The 16,015-nt window shown below is 35.9% G+C and carries 11 protein-coding genes; 7 read left to right on the forward strand and 4 right to left on the reverse strand.

Going from position 1 to position 16,015, the window contains the following annotated elements; translation table 11 throughout:
- Nucleotides 1-295 precede the first annotated feature (295 nt).
- From BUE84_RS07205 to BUE84_RS07215, 3 genes are all read left to right on the forward strand, one after another.
- Nucleotides 296-2,926, forward strand: a complete 2,631-nt coding sequence (locus BUE84_RS07205) for a T9SS-dependent M36 family metallopeptidase (RefSeq protein ID WP_238594384.1) — start codon at nt 296-298, stop codon at nt 2,924-2,926.
- Between the two features lie 128 nt (nt 2,927-3,054).
- The gene (locus BUE84_RS07210; protein ID WP_079241046.1) at nt 3,055-4,032 is read left to right on the forward strand and encodes an EamA family transporter; all 978 of its coding nucleotides are present in this window, start codon (nt 3,055-3,057) and stop codon (nt 4,030-4,032) included.
- Between the two features lie 111 nt (nt 4,033-4,143).
- Entirely contained in the window at nt 4,144-5,115 is a 972-nt protein-coding gene (locus tag BUE84_RS07215; protein ID WP_099049878.1) for an alpha/beta fold hydrolase, read from the forward strand.
- Nucleotides 5,116-5,262: 147 nt separating this feature from the next.
- Here BUE84_RS07215 and BUE84_RS07220 read toward each other — a convergent pair whose 3' ends face one another.
- On the reverse strand, nt 5,263-6,405 hold the full coding sequence (locus tag BUE84_RS07220; RefSeq protein ID WP_079243878.1) for an MFS transporter: 1,143 nt from the start codon (nt 6,403-6,405) through the stop codon (nt 5,263-5,265).
- Nucleotides 6,406-6,480: 75 nt separating this feature from the next.
- On the opposite strand from BUE84_RS07220, the gene BUE84_RS07225 reads away from it, so the two are divergent.
- Both BUE84_RS07225 and BUE84_RS07230 read left to right on the forward strand, forming a co-directional pair.
- Nucleotides 6,481-7,263 carry an AraC family transcriptional regulator gene (locus tag BUE84_RS07225; RefSeq protein ID WP_079241048.1) on the forward strand — a complete coding sequence of 261 codons (783 nt, stop codon included), beginning with the start codon at nt 6,481-6,483 and terminating at the stop codon, nt 7,261-7,263.
- A gap of 89 nt (nt 7,264-7,352) precedes the next feature.
- Nucleotides 7,353-7,820 (forward strand): SRPBCC family protein, encoded by a 468-nt coding sequence (locus BUE84_RS07230; RefSeq protein WP_079241049.1) that lies wholly within the window; start codon nt 7,353-7,355, stop codon nt 7,818-7,820.
- 71 nt (nt 7,821-7,891) lie between these two features.
- Here the strand turns inward: BUE84_RS07230 and rplS are convergent, their stop codons facing one another.
- Entirely contained in the window at nt 7,892-8,248 is a 357-nt protein-coding gene (gene rplS, locus BUE84_RS07235) for a 50S ribosomal protein L19 (protein WP_002980648.1), read from the reverse strand.
- Between the two features lie 295 nt (nt 8,249-8,543).
- Here rplS and BUE84_RS07240 point away from each other — a divergent pair, with 295 nt between their 5' ends.
- Nucleotides 8,544-11,282 (forward strand): fibronectin type III domain-containing protein, encoded by a 2,739-nt coding sequence (locus BUE84_RS07240; protein ID WP_079241050.1) that lies wholly within the window; start codon nt 8,544-8,546, stop codon nt 11,280-11,282.
- 171 nt (nt 11,283-11,453) lie between these two features.
- Here the strand turns inward: BUE84_RS07240 and BUE84_RS07245 are convergent, their stop codons facing one another.
- On the reverse strand, nt 11,454-12,992 hold the full coding sequence (locus BUE84_RS07245) for a hypothetical protein (RefSeq protein ID WP_079241051.1): 1,539 nt from the start codon (nt 12,990-12,992) through the stop codon (nt 11,454-11,456).
- Between the two features lie 378 nt (nt 12,993-13,370).
- Here BUE84_RS07245 and BUE84_RS07250 point away from each other — a divergent pair, with 378 nt between their 5' ends.
- Nucleotides 13,371-14,072, forward strand: a complete 702-nt coding sequence (locus tag BUE84_RS07250) for a CoA transferase subunit A (RefSeq protein ID WP_034695351.1) — start codon at nt 13,371-13,373, stop codon at nt 14,070-14,072.
- 49 nt (nt 14,073-14,121) lie between these two features.
- On the opposite strand, the gene BUE84_RS07255 is transcribed toward BUE84_RS07250, so the two are convergent.
- On the reverse strand, nt 14,122-15,924 hold the full coding sequence (locus BUE84_RS07255; RefSeq protein ID WP_079241052.1) for an ABC transporter ATP-binding protein: 1,803 nt from the start codon (nt 15,922-15,924) through the stop codon (nt 14,122-14,124).
- Nucleotides 15,925-16,015 lie beyond the last annotated feature (91 nt).

Below are 16,015 nucleotides of genomic sequence, written 5' to 3' on the forward strand. Positions count from 1 at the left end.
GGGTTTATTAGACATAATTTTATAAAATAGTAAAAAAATGAACCGAGTTTATATTAGAAATTCATACTAATTATATCTATTTATGTGGCGAAATATTTGAATGAAAAGAATCAAAAAATAGAGTAAACGTATTTTGGAAGACTTGAATATATTATGTTGTTCTATAAATTGAGAATTACATAAAATAATTTTTAGGATGTGTTTTATATAGGTATTTGTTTACGTGTTTATTTTTAATAAAAAAAATAGTAAAGTTTTGTGAATTATTTGTAGATTAGCGGCTTTAATAATGGATATGAAAAATAAAGCTCTACCCCTTTTATTTGCGGTATTTTCTGCATTTCCGACATTATTGTTCGGACAGGATAATGAAAAACTGATTAAAGATTATATTTCTCAAAATAAAATAAGGGAATATAAAAAGTCCGATCTGAATAATATCATTGTTGATAATATAGATCCTTCAAAATCATTGAATGGTAATGTTGTTAAATTTTTACAGACTTATAAAGGTTTGCCGGTATACAGTTCTGTAGGAACAGCATTGATTAGAGATAATAAAATTATTTACTATACAGATAATTTTGTTACAGATTATACTACTTCTACTTCGGGGACAGCTGCCATTAATAAAGGGACAGCTCTTCAAAAGATTGCTGAAGATCTGAAAAACCCGGATATTGCTAACTTCACTATTCTTGAGTACCTTGAAAAGACACCAAAGAAAGCTACATCAGCTAATCAGAGATTAGTGTATACAAATGATGAGAGTGGAAACTTACGTTTGGCCTACGAATATACTTTAATGGAGCCAAAATCTCCTAATTACTGGAATATTTTAGTAGACGCCAACAATGGAAATATCCTGTTGAAAAACAACCTGACACTATCATGTAATTTCCATCATGATGCTTATGGTTCAGAAGTAGGTGAGAGCCATGCTGATCATTTTGAAAATACATTAGTTGGGCCTCAAAATAGTGTAGCACAAAATAATAATATTCCATTGCTTTTACCGGATAACGCATCCTATAATGTATTTCCATTACCTATTGAAGCACCTACTTTTGGTTCAAGATCAATCATAAACAATCCGTGGATTCTGAGTGCTTCTCCTGAAGGATGGCATTCTGACGGAACAAACCATTATACTGTTACAAGAGGAAATAATGTTTTTGCCTATGAAGATGCAGATGGTACCGCTTTAACAGCACCTGATTATCTTACAGGGGCTCCGGCAGAGGGTGGAGCAACAAGAAATTTTGATTTTCCTTTTAATATCAATGAAACTCCATTAAACAACAGAAATGCTGCTATAACAAATTTGTTTTATCTGAATAACAGAATTCATGATGTTTTCTACAAATTCGGATTTACAGAAACCGGAAGAAACTTTCAGCAGAACAATTTTGGAAATGGAGCTGTAACAGGAGAAGATGATTCTGTATATGCAGAGGCTCAGGACGGAAGTGGATTAAATAATGCTAACTTCTCTTCACCACCAGACGGATATAATGGTAAAATGCAGATGTACTTATGGTCTTCTGTTGGAAGAATATTTTATTATAACGCACCTACTGCTGCTGTTTCCCGTACACCAGGAGCCGGAACTGCACAGTTTGGTAATCCGTTACCTATCAATGGAGTAACAGGAGATGTAGCACTTTCATCAGTGTTAGATGGATGTACAGCTCTGCCTGCAAGTTCATTGGTTGATAAAATAGGATTGGTTGAAAGAGGAACATGTGCTTTTGCTATTAAAGTTAAAAACCTTCAGGATGCAGGAGCTAAAGCGGCTATTGTTTATAATAATGCAGTAAATGGTTCTACTTTGGGAAATATGGCGGGTGATGATCCGACAATTACAATCCCTTCAGTATTGATTACGAATGCAGAAGGAGAATACATTAAAACCCAGCTTGCAGCAAGTACAACAGTAAATGTTACCTTAAAAAGAAATATGACCCCTGACGGAAGTTTTGATAACGGAATCGTAACTCACGAATATGGTCATGGGATCTCAAATAGAATGACTGGTACCGGATACAATTGTCTGAATTCAGGAATTAGTAAAGAACAAATGGGAGAAGGATGGTCTGATTTCTTTGCTTTAATGTTAACTAATAAAGCTGGAGATAATGCTACTGTAGCAAGAGGTACAGGGACTTATGCAGTAGGACAGCCAATAACAGGAGGAGGTATCAGACCTGCAAAATATTCTACAAGTCTTGCAGTTAACGGATTTACATATGGAAATACCAACGGAATGGAATACAATAATGGATCAGCAATTGTTCCTGATGTACACTCTATTGGTTTTGTTTGGGCAACAATGTTATGGGATCTTCACTGGAAATATGTTGAAAAATATGGTTATTCTTCAGATGTATTATCCACAACTCCAAACGGAAGTACAAAAGTATTACAGTTGGTAACGGACGCTCTGAAACTTCAAGGTTGTAATCCTAGTTTTATTGAAGGAAGAAATGCAATATTGGCTGCAGAGTTGGCAACAACTGCAGGTGTTGACAAATGTATGATCTGGGGCGTTTTCGCAAGAAGAGGTTTAGGAATAAATGCATCAGCAGGAGTTAAAAATAACATTAATGACCAGGTTCAGGATTTTAATGTTCCGGAAGCATGTTTATTGGCTACCAATGATGTAAATGCAGATAAGAATAATAATATTTCGATCTATCCAAATCCTGCTAAGGACGAGTTTTATATTAAGTTCCCAAGCAACACTCTTGGCAAAGTAAGTGTAGAACTTTATGACATGTCTGGTAAACTGGTTTCTTCAGAAGATAAAATCTCACCAGATGCTAAGAAAGCAATTTCTACAAGCAATCTTGTCAACGGAACTTATATGGTTAAAATCAAAGGGCTAGGTTTCGAAGCAGCTTCGAAAGTAATGGTTAAAAAATAATTTATTTTTATAAACAATCTCAAAATCGCCACAAGCTTGCTTGTGGCGATTTTATTTATCTATTACCATGAGACACTTCAGAATGATTAAATTAATATGTTGTACCTTTGCAGGCTGTTAAAAAAATTATGAAGAAGAAAAATATACTAAAAGGTGTTTTATTTGTAGGGATTGGAGCTAGTATATACGGTATGTTGGCCACTTTTGTGAAAATGGCTTACCATGATGGTTTTACCACCTCAGAAGTTACTACTTCCCAATTCGTATTAGGTTTGACAGGACTTTTGATCCTCAATTTTATTCAGACCTTAACCTCAAAACAGAAATTATCGATGCCAAGTTCTAAGGAAGTAAGAATGCTCTTGCTTGCAGGGACTTCTTTGGGAGGTACAAGTTTATTCTATTATATTGCCGTACAATATATCAATGTTTCCATTGCTATTGTATTATTGATGCAGTCGGTATGGTTCAGTGTGGTAGTAGAGAGTATTATTACAAAAAAACTACCCAATACAAGGAAAGTGGTCTCTGTGATTATCGTATTGTTGGGAACCGTTCTGGCAACCAATCTTATTAATATGGAAATAGAACTGGACTGGCATGGGGTTTTCTGGGGACTGATGGCAGCAGCTTCCTATACTTTGACGATGTTCACTTCTAACACACTGGCTACTCACCTTCCGGTTTTCAGAAAGAGTATTATTATGCTGGCAGGTGGTTCTGTTGTAGTTTTTGCATTCTTATTCTTTGCCCAGATAGGGCCCATGTATTTTGATGGTTTAAAATCATTATACCTGAATTTTACAGATAATACAGAACATATCCATTCATTTAATTATTCGATATTTCTCACGTATGGATTTGTACTGGCTCTTTTTGGAACTATTATCCCGCCAATCTTATTCAATGTTGGGTTTCCAAATGCAGGATTGGGCCTTGGAAGTATCGTTTCATCACTGGAACTTCCGGTTTCCGTTACCATGGCTTTTGTTTTGCTGGGAGAGAAGGTATTTTTGATCCAATGGGTAGGAATCGTTCTGATTCTTTTTGCTATTGTTTTGATGAATTTACCTTCAAAAAAAGAAAAAGAAGTTTCAATGGCATAATTGTCTAAAAAATATTTAACTAAAAATAACAATTGAAACCGTTCCTTTTGGAGCGGTTTTTTTAATTTTAATCTCTAAAATAAAAGTTTCATGAAACATTTCAGAAATATAATGACCGCTTTTACTTTGACGGTCTCTGGTTTTATATTTTCACAGGTAAAACCTCTGGATGCAATGCTGTCTGATTATCAATATCCTTATGAAGTACATTTTCTCAATTTCAAGTCTCAGGGTGAAAATTTGAAAATGGCTTATATGGATGTACAGCCACAAAAATCCAATGGAAAAACTATTATGCTTCTCCACGGCAAAAACTTTAACGGTGCTTATTGGGAAAGAACAGCCAAAGATCTTTCTGCTAAAGGATTCAGAGTAGTGATTCCTGATCAGATAGGATTTGGAAAGTCTTCAAAACCTCATTCATACCAGTTTTCTTTTTCGCAACTGGCAGAAAATACAAAAGCAGTTCTGGATGAATTGAAAATAGACAAAGCCATAGTATTAGGACATTCAATGGGAGGAATGGTGGCAACCCGGTTTACATTACTATATCCTGAGAAAGTACAAAAACTGATCCTTGAAAATCCGATCGGACTGGAAGATTATAAAACTTTTGCAGCGTATCAGACCATTGATCAGGCATATCAGTCTGAACTTAAAAATACAGCCGAAACGTATAAAAATTATCAGCTTAAATTCTATTACGACAACAAATGGAAAGAAGAATACCAACCCTGGCTTGACTTAATTGCAGGATGGACTCTTCATAAAGATTATCCTCAGGTAGCCTGGGATGCAGCACTTACTTCGGATATGATTTACAACCAACCGGTATGTTATGAATTTAAAAATATCAAAGTTCCTACCTTGCTTATTATTGGAACAAGAGACAGAACAGCTATAGGAAAGGACAGAGCACCTAAAGAACTTCAGCCAAAGATGGGACAATATCAGGAATTGGGAAAGAAAACCCAACGTGAAATTGCGGGTTCAAAGCTTGTAGAGATTGAAAATGTAGGGCATCTTCCCCATATCGAAGTCTATCCTAAATTTATTGAAGCACTGTATAATTTTATCCAATAATTTCATTGTAAACTATAAAATATTTGAAACATTAAGTTTTTTGCAAGTGATTAAAAATAATAAGCTTTATAAACATTTTGCTTAATTTTTCATCTTTGATGAAACTTAAGGATTCTTATCATCTTCATTCAACTTAATGTTTCAAAATCAATTCTTTTTGTTCCCAAACAGCCATAAAGTACAAACTCCAATTCCAGAAAACAATACACATGCAATTCCCAGGTTTTGTATCAATCCAATGGCTATCAGTCCAAGACCTATTTGTATATAATAAATCAATCCTAACAAAGCTCCTGCACTTCCTGTTTCGCTCTTATAATTCATAAGTGCTGTGCTCAGTATATTAGGGATGACAATGCTGAAAGCCATCACAATGAAGAAATAAGGAATTAAAAAGTATATTTCTGTACCTATCAGAATCCATACAAAAATAGAGGCGATAAATGCTATATATGTACTTACTTTAACTAAATATTTAGGCTGTATATTCCTCAATAACAAATATCTGTTAAGCTTTGCTCCCGCAAATGTACCCGTAGCCAGTATCATACTGCTGTACCCAAAGACATAAGACGAATAATGATTTTCTTTAAAGATAAACGGAGCCAGCGAATAGTATGAAAATAACAAGACATTAAAACTCATGATCTGTAAGCAACATCTGATGATCTCCTGATCACGAAGCATCCGCTTGAGCAAATTTCCCAAAATACTGATGCTGATTTCTTTTGGAGAATGATGGGTCTCAGATATTTTTTCTCTGGAGAGAATAAAGAATAATAGGGACAATATGCATAATGCGATAAATACACCTTGATGTCCCACAGAAGAAGCTAATATTGAACCGGTAATCATTCCGACTACAGGACTGATGGATAAGCCGATTCCGATCCAGGAAAATACTTTACTCAGATTATCTTTGTCATAGCTGTCTCTTAAAATGGTTTGTGTTACAATAGAACCTACTGAAATTCCAAATGCAGAAATAATCCTGGATGTAAGAAGAATCATAAAATCAGAAGCAAAAACAGCAGCCAAAGTTCCGATTCCATAGGTGATGAGACCGTATTCCAATGATTTTTTCCTTCCAATCCTGTCGCATTGAATGCCCCAGAATGCTACACCCAGCGCAAATGCTATAAAATATAAACTGATCGTTAAGGTAACTGATTCTTCATTCACTCCAAACTTCTCCTGTACCATTGGTAAAACTGGACTGTAGATGGTTTCTACAAACTGAGGAAGCATCACAAGTAAAGTCAACAACCAGATTGGATTTGTCTTTTTCATTTTTTTCTGCAAAGTTTCCAAAAAATCCATGTACATTTATAATGATATAAAAACAAAAAATATCAAAAATAGGACATGGCTATACTGAAGCAAAATGAAAGCTTTAATGCAGATACTCTTCACGAAAAAGTAATTGGGATAGCTTCTGATATGGTATTGCATGATTCCGGTTTTCACTTTCATAAAACAAAGTCTCAATTGTTGTATGCGCCATCAGGCTGTATGACAGTGACTACCTCGGACAGGCAGTTGGTTCTACCGCCGTTTAGAATGCTTTGGATTCCTGCCCATGAAGTTCACCGTGTGAATTTCAGGAATATTGTCGCCTATAGATCTATCTATTTTGATGAAGATTATTCCCAAAACTATATAGAATCGGATCTGAAAGTTCTTCATGTGAATCCCTTGTTAAAGGAAATTATTGAGAGAATCTGTTTCTGGGAGTGGACGGACCTTAGTAATGATCAGGCTCATCTTTTAAATGTTTTTTGGGATGAAATGATCAAAGCTCCGGAAGAAAAACTGGAACTTAAAATGCCGAAGGACAGACGTTTTAAGAGAATTGTTGAAGAGTGGACACTACGCCAGTCTATACCTCCAATGTTGAAAGATCTTGCAGAAATAACCGGAGCAGTGGAAAAAACGATCAGCCGTATTTTTAAAAAAGAAACCGGACTGTCTTATCAGGATTGGAGACAGCAATGGAGGTTACAACGATCTATTGAACTTTTAGTAGAAGGTAATTCAATAGGAGAGGTGTCGCATATCCTTGACTTTTCATCAGACAGTGCTTTTATTGAGTTTTTCAAAAAACAGACAGGCTCAACACCTTTGCAATATCTTATGAAGAATGAGTAAACCTTGGAGTGCCACGTTCATTTCTTGTCCTATGAAAAGCCTGATTCATAGTAAATTTCATAAAATTGTACTACCTAATACAATATTTTATGAAAACAATGAATACCAATAGCGTTGAGAATTACATACATATAATTGAGATCAACACTACTGTAGATAAAGTATATCATGCCTTGACTCATGAGATTCCTCTTTGGTGGACTGAATTGTTTGAAGGTTCCTCTTCGGAGGTTGGAAATCTTTTTACCATAAGATTTGGAGATCAGATTCACAAAACAATGCGTGTGAAAGAAGTAGCTGCCAATGCAAAAGTTGTATGGCTAGTTGAAGACTCATTAATTGCTCTTCCCGATTTGAAGAACCAAACAGAATGGATCGGTACAACAATTGTATGGGAAATAGAGGAAAATAAAGGGATCAGCCAGATAAAACTTATTCATGTCGGTCTGAACCCGGCTATTGAATGTTATGAGATCTGTTCAAATGGTTGGATGCAATTTATAGGCAGCCTGAAAAAATTTCTTGAAACCGGAGAAGGAACTCCTTATAAAAAATAAAAAAATATTTAAACAAAAAAAGAGACTGTTTACACGTAAACAGCCTCTTTTTGTATTTATTGTTGTCTGAATTATTTCTTCTTGTAAGCAGCGTCTTTGATTCTTGCTTTTTTACCTCTAAGGTCTCTGAAGTAGTAAATTCTAGCTCTTCTAACTCTACCTCTTCTATCAACTTCGATTTTTTGAAGTGCAGGCATGTTAATAGGGAATACTCTTTCTACACCTACATCACCACTCATTTTTCTGATAGTGAAAGTTTTTGTAGAACCAGTACCTCTTAATTGGATAACTGTTCCTTTGAAGAACTGAGTTCTAGTCTTTTGTCCTTCTTTAATTTCGTAATACACAGTAATTGTATCACCTGCTTTGAATTCAGGGAATTCTTTTTTCGCAATGTACTTGTCTTGTACGTACTTTAATAAATCCATTATTAATAAAATAAAATGTTAAAGCTAAGCAACTTACACGTTCTTCGTCAGAGGTTGAATAACAGGTTGCAAATGTACAAAATAGTTTTTGAATACACCAAATATTTAATGTGCTAAAAACTATAATTTTTTCATTCTGGTTTTGCCAAAAAATTAACGGTTTCTTTAAAGTACCATCAGACAGAGTTTATATGGGAACTCTACTTTTGCCCGAAGTAAAAAATCTGAGCAAGGATTTTTAAATAGTTGATTTACAATTCGAAATTCTATATGTTATTTTAAAACGAAAACGATTATGAAACATTATTTCTTCTTTTTTTGTTTCGCGGTCCAGATGGCTTTCGGGCAGGCTTTGTATCCTTATTTACAAAATCCTACCCCGAATTCTATGATCGTCAATTGGAAAACAGCTTCCAATAATGAAACAACAGTGATCTACGGAGATTCTCCAGCGAATCTGAACGTAACCGTAACGGGAACCACCAATATCTTCTCAGATACAGGGTACAACAACAATTACTATTATCACACAGCAAAGATTGCCAATCTTCAGCCGAACACGAAATACTATTACAAGATCAAAACAGGAACCAGTGAGTCTGCTGTTTACAATTTCAGAACACTTCCTTTACCGGGACAAGCTGTAACTGCCAATGGAAAGATCCGTTTCCTTATTATGGGGGACAACCAGATCAAAGCAGAACCAAGATATGATACGCTTACTTTGAATGCGTATAAAAAACTAAAGGAAAAATTCGGAGCTACTTCAGATCCGTCAGATAATATTGCGCTTACTTTTATGGTAGGTGACCAGGTAGACGTAGGTACATTGGATCACTATGAAAATGTCCACTTTAAAAAGAATATCAAACTATCACCTTATCTGCCTATTCAGACAACGGTAGGAAACCATGAAACCTATGGAACGATGGGAATGAATTCTTACTATGCCCATTTTTATATTGATGAAATCAGTTATAAAGGGATAAGCTCAGGAAATGAGAATTATTATGCCCAGCAGGCAGGAAATGTATTATTTGTAAGTTTAAGTTCTGAACATACCGGATCAGCCCAGCAGACATGGCTTCAGCAGATCTTAACGGCGGCCAACAATGATTCTACGGTAGACTGGATTATTTCTTTGAGTCACAGACCGTATCAGGCAGAGCAGTATGTAGGAGATATTTCTACATGGGTAAGAGAAAATGCCGTACCGCTTCTGGTGACTTCTGATAAATATTTAATGCACGTTGGAGCTCACCACCATTTATACCACAGAGGTCAGCTTAAAAATACGCCGAATTATCAGATTATTTCCGGAGGAACAGCCTGGGATCAATATTGGGGAATGTCCAATGAACAGGATTTTGATGATGTTCAGAAAACTTTAACAGATTGGACTTATCAGATTGTGGAAGTAGATATTCCAACCGGAAAAGTAGATATTGAATGCTATTCAATCGGTGGAGTTTACAACAAGAAAAACAATGTATTGGTAGATTCTTTCCACAGATATAAAAATCAGCCTAAACCGGCAAAACCATCCATTACAAATACTTTCTCAGGGCCAATTACTTTACCTTTGACATTGAATGGAAGTGCATTTTCTTCTTCCAATGGAGAGCTTTTAAATACAACACAGTTCCAGATCAGTAAAGCCTCGAATTTTTCTGTGGTTGAAAAGGAATTCTACCGCGATTTTGAAAACTGGTTCGGAAAAGACGGAAACGGAACTCCTGATAAAACGAAAAATCTGAATGATGGAGTAGACATCACAAAAGCAATATTGGCAGCGAATTCTATCCCCAACGGAATCTATTATGTGAAAACACGTTACAGAGACAGAAATCTTGAATGGAGTGAGTGGAGTGAGGTGAAGCAGTTCGAAATTACAGGAAGTGTGGTTTCAAACCCTACCTTCACTTTAAACAAAACAGAATATGCTCAGAATGAAGCTATCACAGCTACTTTCACAGGAGGTCCCGGAAATCAGCAGGATTGGGTAGGAATCTATAAAAAAGGACAAACTCCGGCTTCTACCACTTCACAAGGCTATATTTATACGAATGGGCAGACTGCTGGAACAGTAACTTTCAATAATGGTCTGGCTACTAAAGGTCAGTATTTTGCAGGATTCTTTGCCAATGGAGGGTATACAGAAATCACTCCAAGAAAAAATTTCTATGTAGGACCGAAAGTACAGCTGCAGACTACCGCTGATACATATCCGGTAGGAGGAACGGTTATTATCAATTTTACAGATGGACCGAACTTACAGAAAGACTGGATCGGAATTTATAAAATGGGACAGACTCCGGGAACTACAGCTTCTATCAAATGGAGCTATGTGACGGCTGCATCCGGAACATTGAATTTTACAGGGCTTCCAAAAGGATATTATTATGCTCAGTATTTGTTGGAAGATGGATATAACGGAATCGGGGAGAAGGTATTCTTTAAAGTAGGAGATATTGTTACTGATCTATGGATCAACAAACCTGTATACACTTTAGGAGAAAACATTACAGCTTCATGGACAGATTCTCCGGGAATCATTAAAGACTGGTTAGGAATTTATCCTCAAAGTGTTCAGACGCCGGATGATAATTTTGTTTCTTATACCTATTTTGATGGAGTAACTCAGGGAACAAAAACTATTCAGGGGACAGCTGTACCTGCAACACCAGGAAACTATTATATGGTAATGTTTACCAATGATTCCTATACAGAGGTTTCCAATAGAGTACAGTTCCAGGTAGCTTCACCTACTTTAGGAACAGAAGAAACCAGAAGTACAGAGAAAAATGTAGTGCTGTATCCAAACCCAACCAAACCGGGACAGCCTACTTTCATAAAGAGTGATTACCCGATTGAAAAAATTGAGTTGGTCTCAGCTTCGGGAGAATTACTGTATGTATCGAAAAATATCAATAACCAACGTTTCTCTTTGGTAAATGAAAACCTTCCGCCAGGCGTTTACTTTGTAAAAGTACACGGAAGAAAACTATTTACTTTAAAGCTGATTATTCAGTAAGGTAAACTAAACACAATTATAAGGGAGAGGCTGTCAGCAATGATAGCCTCTTTTATTGATGTAAATAATCGCCAAATCATCCCTAATCATCGGTGAAAATTGTATTATCTGTGGTTTAAAAAAAGCGACTCCAAAAAAATTGAAACCGCCTTTGATATAGAGACATGGTAATTAGTCAAATGGATAATACAGATCATCCTCATTAAGTAACGTCTGGTTTTCAGCAGAAGCATTTTCATCCTGAGTATCAGCAAGAGTCTTTGTTTCCTGAATAAGCTTTCCATCCATATTATAAAGCTTTAACAGAATCCATTTCCCGCTGCGTTCAAGTTCTTTGGCTCCATCAAATGTTTTCAGCCTGATTTTTCCGGATTGAATCACACCGGCTTTTACAGAAGATTTATTGGCAGGTTTGCCTTTTGCATACTGTGTGATTTGTGCTGTGAAATAATAATCTTCACCATCTTCACTGAAAGGTTGTGTAAAAGTATACAAAACAGTTCCTTTAGTGTCATAAACAATTGCTTCATAACCTGTTTGCTTAGCATTCAGCTTTTTTTCATAATTCAGTTTATTAAGCCCTTCATAATAGTTTTTTATATTTACAATAATACCATCTTTATAGAGGGTTTCATTAAAACCTTCATAAGTAGTCCCATTATATGGAATACCATCCTGGTACGTTAATGTAGATTTCAGCTTTCCATCCGGAGAATAATATTTGATTTCCTGTATGACATCATCTTTTAAAAACTTCTCAGACGATAATTTTTTGTCTTCATCAAAGTATTTGCTATTTACAATTGAGCCTTTTTCATAGCTATCGATGGATGAAACCTGTGTGTATTCATAGGACAGCTGATAGTCATCTCCATCCATTGGATTGTAAATATCGTTTTCTTTATCATATTGATATACCAGATGCCCTAATTTTTTACCCGACTCGTCATAAGTTGTTTTATAGCCATCTTTTTTGTTCATTTTCTGTTCCTGTAAGATCTTTCCGGTTTTGCTGTAGATAAAGCCTTCCTTTACACTGCCGTCCTTTCTGTATTTTTCTATCTTAGAAATCCTCATTGGACTGGAATAATAATCGACCATCATATTTTCACCCGAACCGGAAGTAGTACTGCTGCCAAGATATTTTCCTTTTTCACCGTAATATTTTGTTTCAGTGTTGCTATCCTTGTCAATGATGGTTTCATGTCTGATCCCTTTGATGTCATCATCATAAACGGTTGTTTTTACAGGCGTTGAGTTTTCGTAATCAACCAGAATGTTAAAATCCATTCCATCTTCAGCATCTTTGTAGGTGAACATCTTTCCTGAGAAGTTTCCATCTGCTTTATATACCAAATCTTCTGTCAGTCTACCTTTTGTATCATTAGTCTGAGCTGGTCCAACCTGCTGGCCGTTAGAATAAGTGGCAAAACTCAACACCTTTCCTTCAGGAGTATACCAGGTTACTTTTCCGTCATACACTTCGCTATTAGGAGTTGGATCTGAAGCGAGTCCTTCCATTTGAAGTTTTCCGTCCTTATAGAAATCTTTGATAAGGGTAAGTTTTCCTTTTGGAGTCGTTTCACGGTAATATTCCATGTTGTCCTGAGTAGTTTTTTCCCAGTTTTCATCGAAATAAGTTTTTTCCTGTGCGTATACATTGATGCTGAGTACCAGTGCAAGTAATGCTGAGGTAAATAATTTTTTCATGTTTTTTTGTAAGCTTTGATATTTATATATGATTAATGTGATGAAGGTTGTTGAAACAGATCTCAGTAGTGATCAAATGAAACGAAAAGGGCAGTATTTGTCCGGCATTGAAATAATTTCTACATAAAGTTGTGTTTAGATGACAACCGGAACTAATACAGTATTTCCGGCTTTGAGAGCGCAAATATAGATGAAATTGACGAGAAAAAAGATGAAAATGAACAGATCTGTTCGGTTTTTAATGTAATGGTTTGATTATGATATTTTTAAATGTTTTAGGGTGTTTTTTTTTAAAGGCATTGAATTCAGTACTGCTTCCACTCATAGGATATACAAGAAAATTTATTAAATTTAGCCAACAGAAAAATCTAATATTTCATGATAGATAAAAGAGTAAAAAATGCAAAGGAGGCCATTGAAGGAATTAATGATGGAATGACATTGATGCTTGGCGGATTCGGACTTTGCGGAATCCCTGAAAACTCAATCAATGCTTTGGTAGAAAGCGATGTGAAAGATCTTACTTGCATTTCAAACAATGCAGGAGTAGATGATTTCGGATTAGGATTACTGCTTCACAAAAGACAGATTAAGAAAATGATCTCTTCTTATGTAGGAGAAAATGCTGAATTTGAAAGACAGATGCTTTCAGGTGAATTGGATGTAGAACTAACTCCTCAGGGAACTTTAGCAGAAAAATGCAGAGCTGCTCAGGCGGGAATTCCGGCATTTTATACCCCTGCAGGGTATGGAACTGAAGTAGCAGAAGGGAAAGAAGTAAAAGATTTCAAAGGAAAACCTCATATTCTGGAGCACGCTTACGATGCAGACTTTTCTATCGTAAAAGCATGGAAAGGGGATCATGCAGGAAACCTTATCTTTAAAGGATCAGCAAGAAATTTCAACCATCCGATGGCGGGTGCGGCAAAAATTACCATTGCTGAAGTGGAAGAATTGGTAGAACCAGGACAATTAGATCCCAATGAAATTCATATTCCGGGAATCATGATTCAGAGAATTTTCCAGGGAGAAAAATTTGAAAAAAGAATTGAGCAGAGAACCGTAAGAACTAAAGAATAAGTTCAAAAAATAAAAATAAAAAGCGCTGAACATCCATTCAGCGCTTTTTTTATGCTTGAGGAGTAAGTGTTTTTCTTTCTCCGATCTGTTGTCTCCACATGGCGTAGTAAAGTCCTTTTTCGTCAATGAGATTCGCGTGGGAACCTGTTTCTACTACCTGACCACGTTCAAGAACATAAATTTTGTCTGCATGCATAATCGTACTTAAACGGTGTGCAATAAGAACGGTAATCTGTTCTCTTTCTTTTGAAATGTCCTTGATGGTAGTGGTAATTTCTTCTTCAGTAATGCTGTCCAGTGCAGAAGTAGCTTCATCAAAAATCAGCAAATGAGGTTTTCTTAAAAGGGCTCTGGCAATAGCAATCCTTTGTTTTTCACCGCCACTCAGTTTCAGGCCGCCTTCACCAATCACGGTTTCAATTCCTTTTTCAGCTCTTTCCAGTAATGCTGTGCAGCTTGATTTCTGTAAAGCAACGGCAAGTTCTTCCTCAGTAGCAGAAGGATTAACGAAAAGAAGGTTTTCCTTAATGGTTCCGGCAAATAACTGGGTATCTTGTGTTACAAAGCCAATCTGATTTCTTAGTTCATCAAAATCAAATTCTTTTCCATTAATGCCATTGTAAAAAATATTCCCTTCCTGAGGTCTGTACAATCCAACCAATAGTTTTACCAACGTACTTTTTCCGGAACCACTCGGCCCTACAAAGGCAATAGTCTCACCGTTTTTAAGATCAAAAGAAATGTTATTTAAAGCTTTGTACTGTGCAGACTGATGCTTGAAAGAAACATGTTTAAATTCCAGTTCCTCAATAGCTCCGATTTGTTTCGGATGAAGAGGTTTTTCTTCTACGTCTTTTTTCATCAAACGGTCAAAATTCTGAAGAGACGCTTCTGCCTCACGATAAGAAATAATAATGTTTCCAATTTCCTGCATAGGCCCGAAAATAAAGAAACCATAAAACATTAGAGACAGATATTGACCCGGAGTCACAATGTTTTTAAAAATTAAAAATAAAAGAGTCAGGGTAATTAACTGCTGAAGAAAATTGACCATTGTTCCCTGAATAAAGCTCAAAGAACGGATGCTTTTCACCTTTCTCAGCTCAAGCCCAAGAATCTTATACGTATTGTTATTTAAACGGATCACTTCCTGATTGGTTAATCCTAAACTTTTAACAATCTCAATGTTTCTAAGACTTTCAGTAGTACTTCCGGCTAAAGCGGTGGTTTCAGTGACGATATTTTTCTGGATCACTTTGATTCTCTTACTCAACAAATTGGTGACAATCGCAATAAAGAAAATTCCACAGATGTAAACCGGCATAATAGACCAGTGCAAACGGATAGCATACACAGAAACGAAAATAATACTCACCAGAATTCCGAAGAAAATATTGATGAAGTTCGTGATGAATTTGACTGTATCTTCTCTTACCTTCGTTAAAATCGACAGGGTTTCACCACTTCTCTGATCTTCAAACTCCTGATAGGGAAGTGCCATGGAGTGTTTTAAACCGTCTGTAAATATTTTCGCTCCAAACTTTTGAGTAATCACACTGACTACATAATCCTGAAAAGCTTTGGCAATTCTGCTCACCATTGCTGTTCCGATAAGCAGTCCCAAGAAGTAAAAAGCACCGTGATATATAGAGCTTCCGTATAAATATTCATTCAGGTTTCTGGGTAATAGCTTTTCTTTATCAAAAAAGTTAGGATGAGTAACCAATTGATCAAGGATATTTCCTGTGATGGCCGGGGCAAATAAAGAGAAAACCTGGTTGATCGTAGCCAAAAATAAAGAGATGATTATCAGCCACTGATAAGGTTTAAGATATCTAAAAAGTATTTTCATTCTATTAAAAAATAATGGAACAAAATTACAGATATTATTTTAACTAACAGTGTTAATTATTGAATACAACAAAGCTCTTTTGTATTCAAGT

The sequence above is a fragment of the Chryseobacterium indologenes genome (assembly GCF_002025665.1).
Taxonomy (GTDB): domain Bacteria; phylum Bacteroidota; class Bacteroidia; order Flavobacteriales; family Weeksellaceae; genus Chryseobacterium; species Chryseobacterium metallicongregator.

Coding starts and splice junctions, on each gene's coding strand:
- BUE84_RS07205 (WP_238594384.1), top strand. CDS start 296: ATGAAAAATAAAGCTCTACCCCTTTTATTTGCGGTATTTTCTGCATTT.
- BUE84_RS07210 (WP_079241046.1), top strand. CDS start 3,055: ATGAAGAAGAAAAATATACTAAAAGGTGTTTTATTTGTAGGGATTGGA.
- BUE84_RS07215 (WP_099049878.1), top strand. CDS start 4,144: ATGACCGCTTTTACTTTGACGGTCTCTGGTTTTATATTTTCACAGGTA.
- BUE84_RS07220 (WP_079243878.1), bottom strand. CDS start 6,405: ATGAAAAAGACAAATCCAATCTGGTTGTTGACTTTACTTGTGATGCTT.
- BUE84_RS07225 (WP_079241048.1), top strand. CDS start 6,481: ATGGCTATACTGAAGCAAAATGAAAGCTTTAATGCAGATACTCTTCAC.
- BUE84_RS07230 (WP_079241049.1), top strand. CDS start 7,353: ATGAAAACAATGAATACCAATAGCGTTGAGAATTACATACATATAATT.
- rplS (WP_002980648.1), bottom strand. CDS start 8,248: ATGGATTTATTAAAGTACGTACAAGACAAGTACATTGCGAAAAAAGAA.
- BUE84_RS07240 (WP_079241050.1), top strand. CDS start 8,544: ATGAAACATTATTTCTTCTTTTTTTGTTTCGCGGTCCAGATGGCTTTC.
- BUE84_RS07245 (WP_079241051.1), bottom strand. CDS start 12,992: ATGAAAAAATTATTTACCTCAGCATTACTTGCACTGGTACTCAGCATC.
- BUE84_RS07250 (WP_034695351.1), top strand. CDS start 13,371: ATGATAGATAAAAGAGTAAAAAATGCAAAGGAGGCCATTGAAGGAATT.
- BUE84_RS07255 (WP_079241052.1), bottom strand. CDS start 15,924: ATGAAAATACTTTTTAGATATCTTAAACCTTATCAGTGGCTGATAATC.